Origin of the sequence: Vibrio bivalvicida, from assembly GCF_001399455.2 — a bacterium.
Classification (GTDB): Bacteria; Pseudomonadota; Gammaproteobacteria; order Enterobacterales; family Vibrionaceae; genus Vibrio; species Vibrio bivalvicida.
In genome coordinates, this window is sequence record NZ_LLEI02000032.1 from 194,855 (window position 1) to 213,686 (window position 18,832).

Here is an 18,832-nt window from a genome sequence, read left to right on the forward strand (position 1 = left end):
GCTATCTAAACTGCAGAGTGATTACAACTTGATAGCAAGCTCTACGCCTTGCTTAATGGCGCGCACTGCGTCTAGTTCACCCGCATAATCGGCGCCACCTATAACGTGGAGTTTATCACCGAGTAGATGCCATTGATTTTCAAACGGTCGTACCGATTCTTGCCCTGCACAAATAATAACGGTGTCGGCTTCGAGCAATTGCGGCTTGTCATCAATGCTAATATGTAAGCCTTGTTGGTCAATTTTGTCGTAGCTCACCCCACCAAGTAAATTCACGCCGCGTTTTTCTAGAGTACGCTTATGAATCCAACCTGTGGTCTTACCCGGCCCTTTACCAACACGACCTTTGCGGCGCTGGAGTACCCAGACGGTTTTATCGCTCATTGAGTCAGGGTATGGGAAAAGTCCGCCAGGGTGTGAGATCTCTTTATCGATGCCCCATTCATGTAACCAATCATCTAGGTTGTGGCCAGCAGGCTCAGTCAACATGGTTGCCACATCAACGCCGATACCACCAGCACCAACAATAGCGACTTTGTTGCCCACATAAGTCTTATCTTTGATCAGAGTTTGATAATCTACGACTTTTTCCGGCGTCTCCATACCATCGATATTGACTTTACGCGGTTCAACTCCTGACGCCATAACAACTTCATCGTACTCGGCGAGTAAGTCATAGTTTGCATCTGTTTCCAAATGTAACTTCACACCAGTCTCATCAATGCGGTTAGCAAAATAACGAATCGTTTCCCTAAACTCCTCTTTACCCGGAATTTGCATTGCCAAACGGAACTGACCACCAATGCGGTCATTGCGCTCAAACAGATCAACATTGTGGCCTCTTTCTGCCAAAGTTGTTGCACACGCTAAGCCTGCTGGCCCAGCACCGACGACCGCAATATTCTTTTTCACTACTGTTGGTGTCACAGTGAGCTCGGTTTCTCGACACGCTAATGGATTCACTAAACACCCTGCACGTTTACCTTTAAATACGTTATCAAGACAAGCTTGGTTACAGCCAATACAGGTGTTGATCATTTGTGAGCGGTTTTGCTCGGCTTTAATCACAAAGTGCGGGTCAGCTAAAAACGGACGCGCCATAGAAACCATATCAGCATGGCCGCTAGCGAGGATGTTTTCCGCCTCTTCCGGGGTATTAATACGGTTGCAAGTGACAATAGGTACACTGACATGTGGGCGAACTTTCTCAGTCACCCAAGTAAAGGCACCACGTGGAACCTGAGTAGCAATGGTAGGAATTCGAGCTTCGTGCCAGCCAATACCCGAATTAATAATGGTCACGCCTGCTTTTTCTAGCTCTTTTGCTAGCATGACCACTTCGTCAAAAGTGCTTCCTTCTTCGACCAAGTCGAGCATTGAAAGGCGGAAAATAATGATGAACTCTTTTCCAGCCGCCTCTCGAATCGCTTTAACCACTTCAAGTGGGAAACGAATGCGGTTATCGTAACTGCCACCCCACTCGTCGTAACGTGTGTTGGTTCGTTTACAAATAAATTGGTTTAGTAAGTACCCTTCAGAGCCCATAACTTCAACACCATCGTAGCCAGCCTGTTGAGCGAGAGCAGCACTATTAGCAAATGCAGCGATGGTTTTGTTTATTTGGCGCGAACTCATCTCACTAGGTGCAAAACGGGCAATTGGCGCCTTTATAGCAGAAGCACTCTGCGCAAAAGGATGCATCGCATATCGGCCAGCATGAAGCAATTGCAACGCAATCTTTCCGCCATGTTTGTGTACCGCTTGCGTGACAACTTTGTGTGCTTTAGCGTGTTTCACTTTACTAAACTCAGCGCTAAACGGATGCAGTCTACCGCGCAAGTTGGGTGAAAAACCACCCGTTACAATGAGTCCTACACCACCTTTTGCTCGTTCTTCATAAAAAGCAGCGAGCTTACCAAGCCCTTCTTTGTGCTCTTCTAATCCTGTGTGCATAGACCCCATTAACACTCGGTTACGTAACTGGGTAAATCCTAGATCCAATGGCTGAAGTAAGTTCGGGTACATGGTAGACATCACTTTACTCTTTTATTGTTGTGGTCTGACCACAATATGAAGAGCTTAAACAAAAATCAAACACCCGTTTACATTTTTGTAACACCGATCAATCTTCTGGTTGTTTGGGTATACTAGTTTAAGTAGGATGGAGCTAATCTGAACTTAAATGCTCATAGAGCAGATAAGCCTTACATCTACGGTTTCCGTAGCGGAGAGAAAATGAAAAAAGTATTTAAATTCGTTGGCCTGTTTTTTAAAGGGATATGGAAGCTCATCACTTTCATTCGACTTGCCCTGGTTAACTTGATTTTTTTGGCGAGTATCGGTGTCATCTATTTCATCTATACCAGTGCTGATACACCTACCCCTTCAGTACCAAAAGAGTCTGCTCTGATTGTTAATATTTCAGGCCCAATTGTTGAACAACCAACTTATGTTAATCCTATGGATTCCTTGACTGGTTCCTTCTTTGGTCAGAGCTTACCGAAAGAAAACGTGCTATTCGATATTGTTGAGACCATTCGTCATGCCAAAGATGACGAACAAGTCAGTGGGATAGTCTTAGCGCTACGAGATATGCCAGAAACGAACCTGACTAAGTTACGTTATATAGCCAAAGCTCTGAACGAGTTCAAAACATCAGGCAAACTTGTTTACGCTGTTGGCGATATGTACAACCAAAGCCAGTACTACCTCGCAAGCTACGCAGACAAAATCTATCTCGCACCGGATGGTGCTGTGATGCTTAAGGGCTACAGCACTTACACCTTGTACTACAAAACTTTGCTTGAAAAACTGGACGTCAACACTCACGTATTCCGTGTGGGTACTTACAAGTCAGCCATCGAGCCATTTGTGCGCGATGATATGTCTGAAGAGGCAAAAGAATCAGCCTCGCGTTGGCTTGGTCAACTTTGGGGAGCCTATGTGGATGACGTTGCGACTAACCGTCAGCTTTCTTCTGATGCACTTACGCCTAATATGGATGAGTTCTTAGCCTTACTTAAACAGAACAACGGTGATTTAGCGGCTCTTTCTTTAAATATCGGTCTAGTCGATGAACTAGCGACGCGTCAGCAAGTCCGCAAACAATTGATTGATGTATTTGGTAGTAATGGCGAAGACAGCTACAACTACGTTGACTACTATGAATATCAATCATCAATAGCGCCAAGCTTCGATTTAGCATCAGACGACATTGCTGTTGTTGTGGCAAGCGGCGCTATCATGGATGGTTCGCAACCACGTGGAACCGTGGGTGGTGACACCGTAGCAGCTCTGCTACGCCAGGCACGCAATGATGACAAGGTAAAAGCGGTGGTGCTTCGTGTCGACAGTCCTGGGGGCAGTGCGTTTGCCTCTGAGGTGATTCGTAACGAAGTTGATGCACTGAAAGAAGCTGGCAAACCTGTTGTGGTATCAATGTCGAGCTTAGCCGCATCAGGCGGGTACTGGATCTCTATGAGTGCTGACAGCATTGTTGCACAGCCAACCACACTCACGGGATCTATCGGCATCTTTAGTGTCGTCACTACTTTCGAAAAAGGGTTGAACAAACTCGGTGTTTATACCGATGGCGTTGGTACTTCACCTTTCTCCGATGTCGGGGTGACAACGGGGCTTTCAAAAGGCGCTTCACAGGCGTTCCAGATGGGGATTGAACATGGTTACAATCGCTTTGTAGGCTTAGTGAGCCAGTCACGTGAGATTCCGTTAGATAAGGTCGATGACATAGCACAAGGCCGAGTTTGGACAGGACAAGACGCACTTCAACATGGCCTAATTGATAAAATTGGTGACTTCGATGATGCAGTAGCTCTAGCCGCCAAACTCGCTGAGGTTGAAAACTACAACTTGTACTGGGTCGAAGAACCACTTTCACCCGCTCAGCAATTTGTTCAGGACTTCATGAATCAAGTCAGAGTTTCTTTGGGCATTGATGCAACTGCGCTACTGCCACAAGCGTTACAGCCAGTCGCAGCGCAAGTTATCCAAGATGCCAACTTGTTACAGAGCTACAATGATCCTAAAGGCCAGTATGCGTTCTGTTTAAACTGTCAGACCCAGTAAAACTTAGATTGAGTCTTAAAGCGCACCTTCCAGTCATATTGGGTGCGCTTTTTTTGATTCCATATATTATTATTTTTAATGATGAAACTAAGCACATAAGATACAATGCGCACACCATCACTAATATTAACGATAATAAGCCATGGATGTGCGCAATACCGATATGGAGGCAATCTGTCATGTATTCAAACGCTATGTTGAATACATGGGAGTTGAGCAAACGGTATCTTTCTCTCGCGTCGATATTCAACGTCAACAAGTTAAAACTGTTTCAACCAACTACTCTTGGCACCTAGCTTATTGGGGTGACGAGCTGTACAAAAAGCTCCACTCGCGCCTAAAGCCGGGAATTAATCTTTGGAACAGCCAAGGCGTGCAGAACTTCCAAGAGTCATCTCAAGCGAGCCATAACCGAGTAGACATCGTCACCAACCAAAGTTCACTATTTGAAATCCTTTCGATCTCTCTGCCAATTACCCCGCTGCCTTGCGATGTTGTGAGCCAGGCCATTGCCTTTCGACCGAAAGTGAACCATCTGGCTCTGGAATGTTGGAGCGACAAAGAAATACAGATTCCAATCGATATCCTTTCTACACCAAATACCAGTCAATGTGGATACGTCGAGCAGGCAGAGTACATATTTGGCAACCTCGCTCTAACTCACGATGAACTAACCAGCGTTCGTTACTTTCTTGAGATGAAAACCTTTAAAGAGGTCTCCATAATTCGCGGTTGCAAAGAGGCCGAAGAAGCACGTCGTATCTACATCATCAAATGCAAACTAGACTGTCAGCATCAGCCCGATTCGGTCTTTTTCAAGAAACTGGTTGAGCACGGAGTAACAGTCGCATGTCTGGACAGTTTCATCACGTATCGCTAACCGTGGGTGATCTAATCGCTAGTCGCAATTTCTATGCATTGTTTGGTTACCAGCTTGAACGGAGTTTTCAAGACGAGCAGGTAATCATCCATATGTTGGAAAACCAAGGCTCGAGAATCGAGCTTTTTCATTTTAATAGGGATGTTTCTGTCCCAATCCCTGAGTCACTGATCTCGCTAAAAAAGGTGGGGATAACCCATTTTGCTTTGCGGGTGAATGACCTAGAGACCTTTCATAGAAAATTATCGGAAGTCACCAACATCACAACTATTTACAACGCTAGGCTAGGTAGTTTCCGTTACTTTTTCTGTTCAGATCCCGATGGAAATCAATTAGAAGTTATAGAGGAGTAAAACAGAATGTCACTCACTTGGAAACAGCGCACCAGTGCTGTCCTTGGCAATGCCATGGAGTTTTATGATATCGCCGTGTTCGCGTCAATATCGATGTACATTTCTCAGTTATTTGCCACCCAAGGCATCGCTCATTCAGAGTTCGTAGTATGGGGCGTGTTCGCCTTACGTTTTTTGATTAGGCCATTTGGAGGAGTCGTAATTGGCCGCTACGCCGATAGGTATGGGCGTAAAAGAGCACTGGTCTTTTGTAACCTGCTAACAGGTCTGGCAACGGTGGCCATGGCTTTTGTCCCCGTCGATATGATCGGTCAATATGTGGTGGTCGTTTTCCTTTTCTTCCAGATGATCCAAGCATTTAGTTTTGGTGGCGAATACCCAACCCTGATCAACTACCTACTGTACGACGCGAAAAAATCTGAACGTTCACGAGTAAGTAGTTTGATTGTTGCCAGTTCGATTGTGGGTGTCATCATTTCCCTATTGATTGTTGCTGGTCTAGAACATTACCTATCGGCGCAAGAAATGAGTGAATGGGGATGGAGAGTGCCTTTACTCGTGGGGGTTGCAAATATCATGGTCAGCCTATACCTACGCCTATCTTTGCCAGAACTACCAAAAGCAGAAATCGTAGCGGGTAAATCTAGCCGCCAAATCATTGCCAAAGTTTTTTGCATCTCTATTCTTGGCGCCGTGGTGTTCTATGTTCAGAACTTAGCGAGTGGTATCCTTGGTAAAGCGATGAACATCGAAAACCTGGCGCTGATCAACTCTTCGATCCTAGTGGTCTTGCTGTTTGCTTTCTCTTTCATTGTCGATAAACGCTCTTCACCACAACAAGCCTTTAAGTTGGGGGCTCTATTTATGCTGTTTGCTGCTATCCCGCTTTTCGCTCTGCTCGGTTCTAGCCAATTCATATGGCAAGCACTTGCGGTGTTAGGTATCAGTAGCTTAGCAGCAATCATTCTGGGTAACTTAGCCGCGCTACTATGGCAACAATCCGCTAACCAAACCACCAGCTTAGGAATTGGTTACAACATCGCGTTGTCTATTTTCGGAGGCCTCACGCCACTGATCGTGTCAGAAGCGATGTTACTTAGCTCTGCCTATGTGGGAGTCTACGTTGCGATTGCGACAATTCCAGGACTAACGATACTGTATCGCTTTAACGCTCATACACTCCAAAAACCAGTGAGTGTATCCTAAGGTAAGTAACTTCTGGCTACTTCAAAAAAGCTCACAGTATCTGCTGTGAGCTTTTTTATACCTATACCATTATTGGTCTATTCAGATTTGCTGCAGGATAAAATCTTTTAGAGCGAGATGTAGGTTGCGACTTAATACGCTCACACCTAAAGAGCCCAGAGTTTAAATGGAGAAGGAGGTGTCTGCCTTCGGCGAGTATTTACTGTCATTTGAATCAGTCCGTGCGAAAGCCCCCTTTTTATTGGCTTAGATTGCTATATAATCCTCCGCTCTGTTCCCCCTACAACTAACTGGTTTCAAAGCAATGGCAAGAAAACATATTTATATAGCCTACACTGGCGGTACCATTGGTATGCAAAAGTCACATGATCACGGTTACGTCCCAGTCGCTGGCTTCATGGAGAAACAACTAGCAAGCATGCCAGAGTTCCATCGACCAGAAATGCCTGAGTTTACCATTCATGAATATGATCCACTGATCGACTCATCGGATATGACACCAGCAGATTGGCAGCAAATTGCTGACGATATTCGCAATAATTACGACAAGTACGATGGTTTCGTCATTTTGCATGGTACTGACACTATGGCGTACACCGCTTCGGCGCTCTCTTTCATGTTAGAGAACCTAGGTAAACCCGTTATTGTTACTGGCTCACAGATTCCTTTGGCTGAGCTGCGTTCTGACGGTCAGGCAAACCTACTCAACGCTCTACACATCGCTGCCAACTACCCAATCAATGAAGTAACTCTGTTCTTCAATAACAAACTGATGCGCGGAAACCGCAGTACTAAATCCCACGCTGACGGTTTTAATGCCTTTACTTCACCAAACCTCCCTCCACTACTTGAAGCTGGTATCAACATCCAGATCAGTAGTGAGATTAAGGTGGACGCCAAGCCAGAAGGCGAGTTTAAGGTTCATGACATCACACCGCAACCAATTGGTGTGATTACAATGTATCCAGGAATCTCTCACGAAGTTATTCGCAATACTTTGCTGCAACCAGTCAACGCGATGATCCTGCTGACATTTGGTGTGGGTAACGCGCCGCAAAATCCCGAGCTACTTGGACACCTGAAAGATGCTTCTGAGCGTGGCGTCATCGTGGTAAACCTAACTCAGTGTTTGGCAGGGAAAGTCAACATGGGTGGCTACGCTACAGGCTGCGCTCTTGCTGAATCTGGAGTGATAAGTGGCTACGATATGACTCCTGAAGCTGCCCTGGCAAAACTTCACTTTTTGCTCAGTCAAGGACTAAACTACGATCAAGTGAAAGTACGAATGCAGCAAGTGTTGCGTGGCGAAATGAGTATTTAAATCTCTATAGCTAGAATCGAAAAAGCGTCACCTCGTTGTGACGCTTTTTCGTTTTCACAACTACTGAGAAACCGCTTGTAACGTTACGCCATTGTAGGCGCTGTAACCGTCGAGCATGACATGGTATGTCCCAGGTGATGCTTGGCTAAAACGACATGTTTCGCTGTTCCCATTGCGATAAGGTCGGCAATCCCAATTTGATTTGGACGCAGCAGAGCCATACTTCACATAAAGATCGACGTCTCCTGTTCCACCTTGAGTTGTAAAAGATAAGCTTTTTTGAGAAGTAAGCTCAAATGTATAGCTTTGCTGGCTTGAGCGCGCTCCAGATAACCCAGTTTTAGGCACTCCATCTTTTAGTACATTATCAACCGGCGGATCTATATCAACCGCATTAGCTAACTCAACCACATATGATAAGCCAAGCTTAGTAAATTTGACCGCATGACTTCCCGTTGGATCAGAGTTTTGTAAGGTATCTTGCGGAGTATGAATCTTAGGGTTGTAGTCATTAAACTTTGACTCAAATGGCATGGCAGCGGAATAGCCTGCCTTGTGCCAAGAAGCATGATCCGAACACGCATAGCCACAACGATCATATCCATAAGTCAGTGAAGGAAGATATTCGTCAATCAAACTAGCCAAAAACTGAGTAAGATTACTGTCGGTATAATCGGTGATAAATACGATGTCCTCCGTCGATCCTTTGTAGTTGGTCATATCCAACTGAAGGACCGAAACAACGTTTTTACCCTGCGCTTTATAGCTATTGGCGATATCTTGCGAGCCTCTTAAGCCAACTTCTTCTGCCGCATAAGCCATAAAGGCTACTGAACGTTTAGGTTTGAAATTATTCTCAGCTAGTACTCGGATAATTTCACTCACACTGGCAATTCCAGAGGCATCATCATCAGCCCCAGGTGCGATGGTATGTTCATCTGTGTGTGAGCCAATCGTTGAATCTAAATGTCCGCCTACGACTACCCACTCATTGGGTTTTTCACTACCTTCAATTGTTAATACCACTGACTTTTGGTTATAACCTGAGTGTGATATCTGTTCTACGTTAACCTTGCTCATCACCGAAGACAAACTACGCCATTCATTAGCAATCCAGTCTGACGCTTGTGCTCCTGAAGTAGTGGTATAAAAACGGTTATTAAAACTGGTTAAAGAACGAATAGTGTCAGTTAACTGTGTTGCACTAACCAAAGGTAGCCATGCGTTTACCGTCGACTGCTGTGACGGCTGAGGAAGCGCAAACTGCGCAATACTTTGTGGCATTGTACTCGCCGCCATTGCACTTTGCGCTGACGCATGAACCATATAGCCACCGCAACGATGGTGTTCTTCATGCATATTATGCGAAAGCTCGGCCAGTTGTTCCGTTTCGACTTGACCGACCCATACATCGCCACTACTTGCAATCGAATGGGGCAAGATAGACTCAGCGTTCGATTTAGCGACTGTACCTGCTGCATCGGCACCAATTGATATCCAGACTTTATCTTCAGCATAGGCATAGCCACATGCCGTCGTAAGTGCCATTGCCAACAGCGTTTTTGTGTATTTCATTATCCTCTCCATAGGGGTTATAAGCCCTACAAAGTTAGAATAAATATTCAAGAAGTGAGAACTATTCGCTTTTCTCTCATGTGTATCGTGAATTTGTCACTAATTAATCAATAAGCCATGCCAATTATTATTTGCCGGGTAGCGGAAGGAAAAAAGCTAGAGAGCGGTACCACTCCCTAGCTAGTTTAATTAGTGTTGTGTAGCGCTTAGTTTAACGCCAGAGAAACTGCTATAAGCGCGTATCATCACATACAGGTCTTCACTTCTTATCGAGGCAGAGCATGACTCGTCATTACCAGATCGGTATGGTCTGCAATCGTAAGCGCTGGTCGTCGGTTCAGCCCCTGAACGCACATAAAGATCCGCATCTCCTGTCCCTGAATCAATCGCAATAGTCAGCGGTGAAGTTCGATTCGCGGCCTTGACTACCAACATCATTTGCTCGCCCTTGTTAAGGGTAATATCTGTAATCGCTTTTCCTGGAATCAACTCCTGAATACTAGGTGGGGTTTGAACAACCGAACCGTCAGGCAAAGTATTATTAAAGAATGTCGCTACCTGCGGCCAAATTTTGCTGATTTTTACGCCCTGATTTTCGCAGCCACCAAAATGATGTAAGGCTATCGCTTTATTGTTGGAAGTATTGAGAACCGGAGAACCCGAAGAGCCACCAATGGTGTCACACAAGTATCCTGTGTCTGTGTGAGTTCCTCGACCGTTGGTTGAAGCGACATCTATCTGGCATAAACCTGACCCATTTTGATCGCTTTCAATCGCCAGCTCTTTCGGGTTGCCCGCACCGTGTTGAGGAATGTAGATACCATTGCCATAGACAGGTTCGCTAGCATCAAGACCTAAATAGCCGAATGACTCAATTTTGGCAAAGTCATCTACAGAAAACAGCGTGTAATCAAGTTGGTAATCGGTACTAAATAGTTCATTACCCATGACCTTTACAGTGCTTGATAGTGAACCGTCACACGTACTTCTTTGATAGTTGAACCACACTTCGGTATTTTTCAACTCGGAAGCTGAACTTACACAGTGGTTATTGGTGAAGAGCTTATTGTCTGGCCCAACACGCCAAGCGGTACACAAACTGCGCCCATTAATCAGCAGCCTTGCAACCGGGTTCGACCAAGCCACCTTATCTGGGTGCGAGTCTTGCCAGCAAGCAACGTCCTTGCGCTCATTGACTCCACAGGTAGAAAGTGTCGAAACGCCTTCTTCCGATGCAGAAGTAACACTCTCATCACCTGCCATGTAATAATCAATTTCAAACTTCCCTATAACACCTTGCTGATTTGGGACAAGCTCGATACTCGTCTTCTCACCAAAGATTGACTGTGCGAACCAATTGCTTTGGTTCTTAGTATATTCAACGACTTCTGTACCATCACTCGAACTGATTCTTAATGCCGTTCCCTTTGGAAGATTAAGCATTTTGAAGTGGAGCTTGATAAACTGCGCCCCACTGTGCTCAATACTCATGGTTGTCGATTCAAGCTGAGTTGAAGTTAGCGAGTACTGAATCTCCTTCGCTATAATGGGTAATTCTCCTTGAGCGTAGATTGTCGGTGTCAGCAGACATGATGAAGCCAATATGACGTTGCGTATTATATTTTTCATTGTGTATCCCTTTGTGATTAAGGTTCCATAAAAACATAATCGCCAATCCACAATAAGCAACCAATTTCACATTAAATACAAAGTAAAGCTATGTTGACAGAAAAAGAATAAGCAAATTAAATCAATCAATTAGAAACAACAGAAATAAAAAAGGCGACTCCATGAGCCGCCTTTTAAAAACCAATTTTGCTATTAGCCAATGTGCGTTGCGCCGCCCATGTACTTCTGCAGTACAACTGGGATAGCGATACGGCCATCTGCTTCTTGGTTGTTCTCTAGAATTGCAACCATTGTACGACCAACCGCTAGACCTGAGCCGTTTAGCGTATGCACTAACTCAGGTTTCTTCTCGCCTTTACGACGGAAACGCGCCTGCATACGACGAGCTTGGAAATCCCACATGTTTGAACATGAAGAGATCTCACGGTAAGTCTCTTGAGCAGGAACCCAAACTTCTAGATCGTAAGTCTTACGCGCACCGAAGCCCATATCACCCGTACATAGCACCACTTTGCGGTACGGAAGCTCTAGGAGCTGAAGGACTTTCTCTGCATGACCAGTTAGCTCTTCAAGTGCATCCATTGAATCTTCTGGCTTAGTGATTTGTACTAGCTCAACTTTATCAAACTGGTGCATACGAATCAGACCGCGAGTATCGCGGCCGTAAGAACCAGCTTCGGAACGGAAACATGGCGTATGGGCCGTCATCTTAAGCGGTAGATCTGCTTCATCAGAGATAGTATCACGAACCATATTAGTCACTGGCACTTCAGCTGTAGGGATTAGAGACAGCTTACGTGGCTCTTCATCGTTTACTTTCTCTTCTAGAGGTTCAGTGTGGAAAAGGTCTTTACCAAATTTAGGTAGCTGACCAGTACCAAATAGGCTGTCAGAGTTCACTAGGTAAGGTACGTACATTTCTGTGTAGCCATGCTCATCTGTGTGTAGATCTAGCATAAACTGAGCGATTGCACGGTGTAGACGCGCAAACTGACCTTTCATCACAATAAAACGAGCACCAGTGATTTTGGTTGCGCTAGCGAAGTCTAGACCACCGCCAAGCTCACCAAGATCAACGTGATCTTTCAGCTCAAAATCATAAGCTTTTGGCTCACCCCAACGCGAGATTTCAACGTTGTCATCTTCGTCTTTACCTTCTGGTACATCATCAGCAGGTAGGTTAGGTACAGATAGAGTAACTTCTTCAAGTTTAGCCATTACTTCATCAAGTTCGGCTTTTTTCGCATCAAGATCGCTACCTAGAGTACCGATTTGCTTCTTGATTTCTTCTGCACCCTCTTTGTCTCCAGCCGCCATTTTTTGGCCGATTTGCTTGGAGATGGAGTTACGCGTGGATTGTAAATTTTCAACTTCTACTTGAATCGACTTACGTTGCTCTTCAAGTGTACGGATTGTCTCTACGTCTAGCTTAAAGCCTCGACGCGCTAGTTTTGCAGCTGTTTCATCCAGCTCTGTACGAAGTAATTTAGAATCCAGCATTGTTAATCCTATGCTTTTTTAATAGTGAAATCGCACTCAAACATCTTGCTCAAGCGCCAAAAAATATTTCCCCAAATATTTGGAGTTGCAGCGCGGCAACAAACCAATTCAGCCTTATGAGCATAGGTGCTCTATGTGATTAGGGCGGCCGACGTTCCGGTGAATTGGTGCAGTTAACAAAGCTGCGGCTTCAAGTATGAAGGGATAATTGGATAAATGTATCTAAAATGCGCGCTTATTCATAGCGCTTTTGTGGGCTTTTTGCGTCTAAACTAGCCAAGTAATCTAACTTTTCGCCAATTTTGGTTTCCAAGCCGCGGTTTGTTGGATAATAGTAACGTGTTTGTGCCATTTCGGGTGGTAAATAGCGCTCACCCGCAGCATAGGCTCCAGGCTCATCATGAGCATAACGATACTCCGCGCCATAGCCTAAGTCTTTCATTAAATTGGTTGGCGCATTACGTAAGTGAGGGGGCACTTCATACTCAGGTTCATTATGCGCGTCTCTCAGCGCCTGCTTCCAAGCCGTATAAACCGCATTGCTCTTTGGCGCACATGCTAGATACACAATAGCTTGAGCAATCGCCCGCTCACCTTCCGCAGGGCCAACACGAGTAAAGCAATCCCAGGCCGACAAAGCAACCTGCATAGCTCTTGGATCGGCATTGCCAATATCTTCTGAAGCAATCGCCAATAATCGGCGTGCAATATAAAGTGGATCACAACCCGCTGCGATCATTCGTGCAGACCAGTAGAGCGCGGCGTCAGGATTTGAGCCACGAATCGATTTATGAACCGCCGAAATTAAGTCATACCAAATGTCGCCTTTATTATCAAAGCGAGAGACTTTTTCCCCAGCAACCTCAGCCAGTAGCTGTAACGTAACCTCTTTTTCGCCTTGATCATCTTCTTGCGCCATATCGTAAAGCAGCTCAAGATAGTTGAGAGACATACGGGCATCACCATTAACCAGTTCTGCCAGTCTTTCGAGAACGTTATCGGCAAACTTCGCCGGTATCTTGCCTAAACCACGCTCCGAGTCCGATATTGCTTGCTGCAAAGCTAAGTGAATTTCTTCTTTGGATAAGGACGTGAGCTTATATACCCTAGCGCGAGACAAGAGTGCATTATTTAACTCAAATGAGGGGTTCTCAGTCGTCGCCCCTATAAAGGTAACAGTGCCATCTTCAATATGGGGAAGAAAGGCATCTTGCTGCGACTTGTTGAAGCGATGGACTTCATCGACAAACAGGATCGTCCGACGGCCACCCAATTTATTTTCGCGAGCTTTTTCTATTGCCGCCCGAATCTCTTTAACGCCAGATGTCACTGCTGAGACCCGCTCAACTTCTGCATTGGCATAATTGGCCGCAACTTCCGCAAGTGTCGTTTTCCCCGTGCCAGGAGGCCCCCAAAGTATCATTGAGTGAATATGCCCTGCCTCTAACGCTCGCCTAAGTGGCTTACCTTGACTGAGAATATGTTGCTGACCAATATACTGTTCTAACGTTTCCGGGCGCATTCGTGCGGCAAGGGGACGGAAATCTTCATCCCCAGAAAAATCCAATGAGTAGTTACTCACACTTAATTCCTTTGGTCATCAACCTCAACGCCTTTTGGCACCACAAAAGTAAATCGCTCAGCCTTAGGCTTGTTAAGATCAATATTGTTAAACACAAAGTTACTTTGCTGGCCGTCTTGCTCTACAACACTAAAACCTTGCACTGCACCTTTGGCATCAATTTTCAGCTTGAACTGACCTTGATTAGAATCGGCTGCAGTTGGGGTTAGGGTAAAAGTATCGCCTTGCTGCTCAACTTGATAATTGTCCCAGTCGCTAGCTCGGTTACGTGTGAGCAGTACAAATGGCGTTTGTTCTGTCGCTTGTTCTTGCCAGTAGATACTCACTTGCTCGATAAATGGGCTGTAATACCACAAAGATTTGCCATCAGACACCAGCACGTTTTCATCAGGTGTCGTGGTGGTCCAACGGAACAAGCTTGGTCGCGCTATTTCAACATTGCCTTGGCCTTCCATAACAATGTCGCCTTCAGGGCTGATTAATTGCTGAGAAAAATCAGCGCTAAAGCCTTCATTTTTCTGTAAGCGGAGGCTAAGCTCGTCTTTTGGCGCTGCCAATACTGAAAAGCTCATCAGTAATAATACGGCAAATTTTTTCATCAGTTCTCTTCCTAATTCGTCACTTATGCGTCTGTTATATCGCGATCGATTAATGAGTTTGACCGAAAAAGGCAAACTTTGTTCGATTTAGCTCACTCAACAAGTTAAGAGCCGCAGCACTGCTTGAACTTTTTACCACTTCCACAAGGACACGCGTCGTTTCGACCAATATTTTTGTAGGGATTTACGTTTTGAGATTTAGCGCCGATCATTGCTTCGTCGGCCGCTTGCGCCACTTCAGAGATCATGAAGTCAATCTGAGGCGACATTTCTTCAAACGTTGGTGGAGTATCAATTCCCGACGCTATCATTTGCTGGTGAGTTTGGTCCTCATCAATAGCTAACATGAGTGTTGTAAGCAATGCTTGCAACATACGTAGCGTACCATCACCAAGGTTTAGCTGTGCCCACTGCTCTTCGACCGTTGGCCAAAGCGTCATAAAACCTTCTGCAAAATCAGCAAACTGCTCGCGTCGGTTGGTGTCATCTAGCAGCTCCAATAAAGAATATTCGTTGCGCTTCAGGTAGTTATACTGCTGGTTGATATGGATTTCAATATCCGCTTTTATTCGCACCGCATGATCTGCGAATACAGAAGGTAGCCATGATTCCGGTGCTAAAGGTTTAGTCGCCATATTAGCTGCAAGGGTTAAACCTTCAATGAACAAAGGGGACTCTTCAGTAACTGAGCCTGCAAGTTTCAATAATTGATACTTCATTTTCTTAATCTAGTTTTCACAATAGTTTGGGCGCATTATACCCTTAAGCAAGGCTTTGGGTCACTTCGTTACTTTACTCCCTGATTTGATAAGCTCTCCTTGTGGTAATTCGACAACATTCCCGTCACGGCTAGCTATCGCACTTAATAACTAGCCCTTTTTCTTGCTACACTTATTTCACTTGGATAAATTGCTCATTAGGTGCATTATGCGCTCGTAGTAATGTTTAGTTACATTTCGCAGACAGGTTGTTGTAGTCAAAATGAGAAAAACTAATTTCCGTGGTTTCACGCTTATTGAGTTGATTGTAGTAATTGTTATTTTGGGGGTGCTTGCTGTCACTGCTGCGCCACGCTTTCTTAACTATCAAGAAGATGCACATACTAATCGAGCAAAAACGGCATTTGCTGCCTTTACTAGTGCAACGCAACTTTACCATTCAATTTGGCTCGTCGAAGGAGAACCTTCCGCCGCAGTAAAAGGTTACGCAAATGGCGTGGTCATACCTTCTTCCGGAGGTTTTCCTAGAACTATTGCTTCTACCGCTTCAATCCCAAATTGCCCAGAGCTGTGGAAAAACCTCCTCAATACCGATCTGACGGTTGAGGTACATACAGACCCAATTTTGCCAACCGATGCTGATATCGTCAGTTGGTACCGAGGTTCGGGTGATTCTGCGTCTTGTTATTACTACTACGTATCCAATATCAGTGATTACGATACCAAGATTTGGACACTAAATTATTTTCCGCAAGATGGATCATACGAAGTTATTCGAAATAATACACTACCTCGATAATTCCAGCAGACCGATTAAAGATGACTTTTGTCGACCTTCACTCTAAAATCACGCCTCTTAATTTTAGAGACTGATTTTATGAGAGCAGCTTTATGCGATTAGTGCTGGGCCCTATGGAGGGTGTGTTAGACCATTTGATGCGCGAGATTTTAACCGACATCAATGACTATGACTTATGTGTCACTGAGTTTGTTCGTGTGGTAGATCAACTCCTCCCAGACCATGTTTTTCATCGCTTGTGTCCAGAACTAGAGCAAGGCTCTCAAACTAAGTCTGGTGTACCCGTGCATATTCAGCTATTAGGTCAAGATCCAAACTGGATGGCAGAAAATGCGATTAAAGCTGCGGACCTAGGGGCGAAAGGCATCGACCTAAACTTCGGCTGCCCTGCTAAACTAGTCAATAAAAGCAAGGGAGGCGCGGCACTATTACAGCACCCAGAGCTGATTCACAACGTCGTTAAAGCTTGCCGTGAGGCTGTCCCGTCACACACTCCAGTGACAGCAAAGATTCGCCTTGGCTGGGATAACCCTGAAGATTGTTTTGAGATTGTTGATGCAATCCAATCCGCCGGTGCAAATGAGCTAACAGTGCATGCTCGGACCAAAACCGGGGGTTATAAGGCGAGTGAAATAAAATGGGAATACATTAACCAAATTCGTGAGCGCTTTTCGATTCCATTGATCGCAAATGGTGAGATTTGGAATTACCAAGACGGCCAAGCTTGTATTGAAACAACGGGGGTTGATTCACTCATGGTATGTCGCGGCGCATTTAACGTGCCGAATCTAGGTAAGGTAGTGAAGCACAATCACACCGTGATGCCTTGGTCCGAAGTTGTAGAACTGCTGTTGATTTACTCACAATATGAGATGAAAGGCGACAAAGGGCTGTACTACCCGAACCGCGTTAAACAATGGTTCTCGTACCTACGCCACCAATACCCACAAGCTGATGCCTTGTTTAGAGAGATTCGTACTTTCACAACGGCAGCGCCAATTGTTGAACATATCACTCGCTATCGCGACAAACTAGCCGCTTAAAACACCAACTTGTTCTTTCCGCTCGTTTTCGCCTGATACAACTTTTCGTCCGCAGCTTTGAATAGCTTATCAAAGCTGCATGGCGTGTTTCCTTGAATAACCTCAACGCCTCCTGACACAGTAAATCCGCCTTCAACAGCCTGATGAGCCTGAGAACAAATCGCCTGGTGAACTCGATTGATACTGTTTTTTAACGCCTCTATGTTGTTACCTGACAGATAGATTACGAACTCTTCTCCGCCAATGCGCGCAGCGGCATCACTATCACGAATACTGAGTGAGATAGTCTCAGCCATATAGGTAATCACACGATCCCCAACATCGTGCCCATAAGTATCATTGATGGCCTTAAAGTCATCAATATCGAGAACGGACAAAACCGCACACGAGGCATTGGCTCTACCTTGCAGAAAGTCTTCTAAGCCACGACGGTTAAGTAAACCCGTCATTGGGTCTTTAGCGGCAAGCTCTTTAAAGTAACCGTGCTCAATTCGTGTATTAATGAAGAATAGAACGATGACCGAGAAAACGTAGATAAATAGAGTGACGATTAAGCTATAACGCTCAAACGAAAAAAAATTACCAATCTCTTTCGGCAAATCAAGTAAGTAGTACAGCGAGTGCTCACCTACGACACCATCAATATCAATCGTTTCTAACCTGAATGCATTCTGAGGTGGCGAAATTCTCGCACTATCAATAATGCTCAGATTTCCCGCCAGTGTTCCTTGGCTATCAAGTAACTCATCATAAGCAATATCAACAGACAGCATCCCTTGATGAACACCGTTATTAAACACAGGCATGCTCAAGCTCATCACTAAATCGCTCGTGGTGGCAATTGGTGCTGGGCCCGTTAAAGTAACTAAATCTCTGTTGTGAGCAGTCTGGTGCCAAAATGGACGAACTTTAAGCGTGTTCAACAGCTCAAGGGTAATGCTTTTGGCGTAGGTGTCAGGAGAGGACATGATGTAGCCCTCTTTATCGATGTAATGAATGCCCAATAGATAGGTGTCGATATCATGAAGAAAAGAGAGTATAGGTGCCAATGATACTTGGTCTGATACTCTTTGGTAGTTATCGCTGTGCGGATCACAGAGAGATGCATCTCCAACCAACATATAATTGATGTCTACTGCTGGGATTTCTTGGTCGCGTCCATCAGACAGTAAGGCTGCATCAATAGGCCACATTTGGCATAGCTCACCTTTCACCTGGCGATTGTGTTCAACCAACAAAATATAGTTAGATTTAGAGGAGTTAGAGAAACTGTAATCCAGTGCCGAGATAACTTTAGCCGATCTTGATAGCGCCGCATGAATTCGCTCATACTCATCATCAATATCCCTGTTTACTGAATCGTAATAGTTCTTTACCGTTAGTGCCAAAACAATAATAGCTATGGCCAAAGGCATCAAGAAGACAAACTTTAAACTGAAATGCCTGTTTACCTGCATCCCACTTCTCACTCTAAAATGTAAATTTAAAAGCCTATCAGCACTGGTATACAGTCGATAGGCTTATAAGGTAATTAGTGTCA

Annotated in this window: 15 protein-coding genes; 7 read left to right on the forward strand and 8 right to left on the reverse strand. The window is 45.0% G+C overall.

The window, feature by feature from the left end:
• Positions 1-21 precede the first annotated feature (21 nt).
• Entirely contained in the window at positions 22-2,034 is a 2,013-nt protein-coding gene (locus tag APB76_RS11760; protein WP_082880294.1) for an NADPH-dependent 2,4-dienoyl-CoA reductase, read from the reverse strand.
• Positions 2,035-2,235: 201 nt separating this feature from the next.
• Here APB76_RS11760 and sppA point away from each other — a divergent pair, with 201 nt between their 5' ends.
• The 5 genes from sppA (at position 2,236) to ansA (ending at position 7,846) form a co-directional block, all read left to right on the forward strand.
• On the forward strand, positions 2,236-4,086 hold the full coding sequence (gene sppA / locus APB76_RS11765; protein ID WP_054961583.1) for a signal peptide peptidase SppA: 1,851 nt from the start codon (positions 2,236-2,238) through the stop codon (positions 4,084-4,086).
• 142 nt (positions 4,087-4,228) lie between these two features.
• A complete protein-coding gene (locus tag APB76_RS11770) occupies positions 4,229-4,966 on the forward strand; it encodes a hypothetical protein (protein ID WP_054961582.1) in 738 nt (245 codons plus the stop codon).
• On the forward strand, positions 4,936-5,319 hold the full coding sequence (locus APB76_RS11775) for a VOC family protein (RefSeq protein WP_049843666.1): 384 nt from the start codon (positions 4,936-4,938) through the stop codon (positions 5,317-5,319). The genes APB76_RS11770 and APB76_RS11775 overlap by 31 nt, the downstream gene beginning before the upstream one ends.
• A 6-nt stretch (positions 5,320-5,325) precedes the next feature.
• Entirely contained in the window at positions 5,326-6,525 is a 1,200-nt protein-coding gene (locus APB76_RS11780) for an MFS transporter (RefSeq protein WP_054961581.1), read from the forward strand.
• 304 nt (positions 6,526-6,829) lie between these two features.
• Positions 6,830-7,846 carry an asparaginase gene (gene ansA / locus APB76_RS11785; RefSeq protein ID WP_049843664.1) on the forward strand — a complete coding sequence of 339 codons (1,017 nt, stop codon included), beginning with the start codon at positions 6,830-6,832 and terminating at the stop codon, positions 7,844-7,846.
• Between the two features lie 60 nt (positions 7,847-7,906).
• Here the strand turns inward: ansA and APB76_RS11790 are convergent, their stop codons facing one another.
• The 6 genes from APB76_RS11790 to APB76_RS11815 all read right to left on the reverse strand — a co-directional run bounded on the left by APB76_RS11790 (position 7,907) and on the right by APB76_RS11815 (position 15,450).
• Positions 7,907-9,394, reverse strand: a complete 1,488-nt coding sequence (locus APB76_RS11790; RefSeq protein ID WP_193395084.1) for a M28 family metallopeptidase — start codon at positions 9,392-9,394, stop codon at positions 7,907-7,909.
• Between the two features lie 216 nt (positions 9,395-9,610).
• Entirely contained in the window at positions 9,611-11,050 is a 1,440-nt protein-coding gene (locus APB76_RS11795; protein ID WP_054961579.1) for a serine protease, read from the reverse strand.
• A 192-nt stretch (positions 11,051-11,242) separates the two neighbouring features.
• On the reverse strand, positions 11,243-12,550 hold the full coding sequence (serS, locus tag APB76_RS11800; protein WP_054961578.1) for a serine--tRNA ligase: 1,308 nt from the start codon (positions 12,548-12,550) through the stop codon (positions 11,243-11,245).
• 235 nt (positions 12,551-12,785) lie between these two features.
• Positions 12,786-14,132 carry a replication-associated recombination protein A gene (locus tag APB76_RS11805; RefSeq protein ID WP_054961577.1) on the reverse strand — a complete coding sequence of 449 codons (1,347 nt, stop codon included), beginning with the start codon at positions 14,130-14,132 and terminating at the stop codon, positions 12,786-12,788.
• A 2-nt stretch (positions 14,133-14,134) separates the two neighbouring features.
• The gene (gene lolA / locus APB76_RS11810; protein ID WP_054961576.1) at positions 14,135-14,731 is read right to left on the reverse strand and encodes an outer membrane lipoprotein chaperone LolA; all 597 of its coding nucleotides are present in this window, start codon (positions 14,729-14,731) and stop codon (positions 14,135-14,137) included.
• 104 nt (positions 14,732-14,835) lie between these two features.
• Positions 14,836-15,450 (reverse strand): SEC-C metal-binding domain-containing protein, encoded by a 615-nt coding sequence (locus APB76_RS11815; RefSeq protein WP_054961575.1) that lies wholly within the window; start codon positions 15,448-15,450, stop codon positions 14,836-14,838.
• Between the two features lie 262 nt (positions 15,451-15,712).
• Between APB76_RS11815 and APB76_RS23485 the strand changes: the two genes are divergently transcribed.
• Both APB76_RS23485 and dusC read left to right on the forward strand, forming a co-directional pair.
• Positions 15,713-16,249, forward strand: coding sequence for a type II secretion system protein (locus APB76_RS23485; protein WP_054961574.1), 537 nt, complete (start codon positions 15,713-15,715; stop codon positions 16,247-16,249).
• A gap of 92 nt (positions 16,250-16,341) precedes the next feature.
• Entirely contained in the window at positions 16,342-17,292 is a 951-nt protein-coding gene (dusC, locus tag APB76_RS11825; RefSeq protein ID WP_054961573.1) for a tRNA dihydrouridine(16) synthase DusC, read from the forward strand.
• Here dusC and APB76_RS11830 read toward each other — a convergent pair.
• Positions 17,289-18,749, reverse strand: coding sequence for a sensor domain-containing diguanylate cyclase (locus APB76_RS11830; protein WP_054961572.1), 1,461 nt, complete (start codon positions 18,747-18,749; stop codon positions 17,289-17,291). The genes dusC and APB76_RS11830 overlap by 4 nt on opposite strands.
• Positions 18,750-18,832: the final 83 nt, after the last annotated feature.

Excerpts from the sequence above, each read along its gene's own strand:
- APB76_RS11760 (WP_082880294.1), bottom strand. The coding sequence starts at position 2,034 with ATGTCTACCATGTACCCGAACTTACTTCAGCCATTGGATCTAGGATTT.
- sppA (WP_054961583.1), top strand. The coding sequence starts at position 2,236 with ATGAAAAAAGTATTTAAATTCGTTGGCCTGTTTTTTAAAGGGATATGG.
- APB76_RS11770 (WP_054961582.1), top strand. The coding sequence starts at position 4,229 with ATGGATGTGCGCAATACCGATATGGAGGCAATCTGTCATGTATTCAAA.
- APB76_RS11775 (WP_049843666.1), top strand. The coding sequence starts at position 4,936 with ATGTCTGGACAGTTTCATCACGTATCGCTAACCGTGGGTGATCTAATC.
- APB76_RS11780 (WP_054961581.1), top strand. The coding sequence starts at position 5,326 with ATGTCACTCACTTGGAAACAGCGCACCAGTGCTGTCCTTGGCAATGCC.
- ansA (WP_049843664.1), top strand. The coding sequence starts at position 6,830 with ATGGCAAGAAAACATATTTATATAGCCTACACTGGCGGTACCATTGGT.
- APB76_RS11790 (WP_193395084.1), bottom strand. The coding sequence starts at position 9,394 with ATGGCACTTACGACGGCATGTGGCTATGCCTATGCTGAAGATAAAGTC.
- APB76_RS11795 (WP_054961579.1), bottom strand. The coding sequence starts at position 11,050 with ATGAAAAATATAATACGCAACGTCATATTGGCTTCATCATGTCTGCTG.
- serS (WP_054961578.1), bottom strand. The coding sequence starts at position 12,550 with ATGCTGGATTCTAAATTACTTCGTACAGAGCTGGATGAAACAGCTGCA.
- lolA (WP_054961576.1), bottom strand. The coding sequence starts at position 14,731 with ATGAAAAAATTTGCCGTATTATTACTGATGAGCTTTTCAGTATTGGCA.
- APB76_RS11815 (WP_054961575.1), bottom strand. The coding sequence starts at position 15,450 with ATGAAGTATCAATTATTGAAACTTGCAGGCTCAGTTACTGAAGAGTCC.
- APB76_RS23485 (WP_054961574.1), top strand. The coding sequence starts at position 15,713 with ATGAGAAAAACTAATTTCCGTGGTTTCACGCTTATTGAGTTGATTGTA.
- dusC (WP_054961573.1), top strand. The coding sequence starts at position 16,342 with ATGCGATTAGTGCTGGGCCCTATGGAGGGTGTGTTAGACCATTTGATG.
- APB76_RS11830 (WP_054961572.1), bottom strand. The coding sequence starts at position 18,749 with ATGCAGGTAAACAGGCATTTCAGTTTAAAGTTTGTCTTCTTGATGCCT.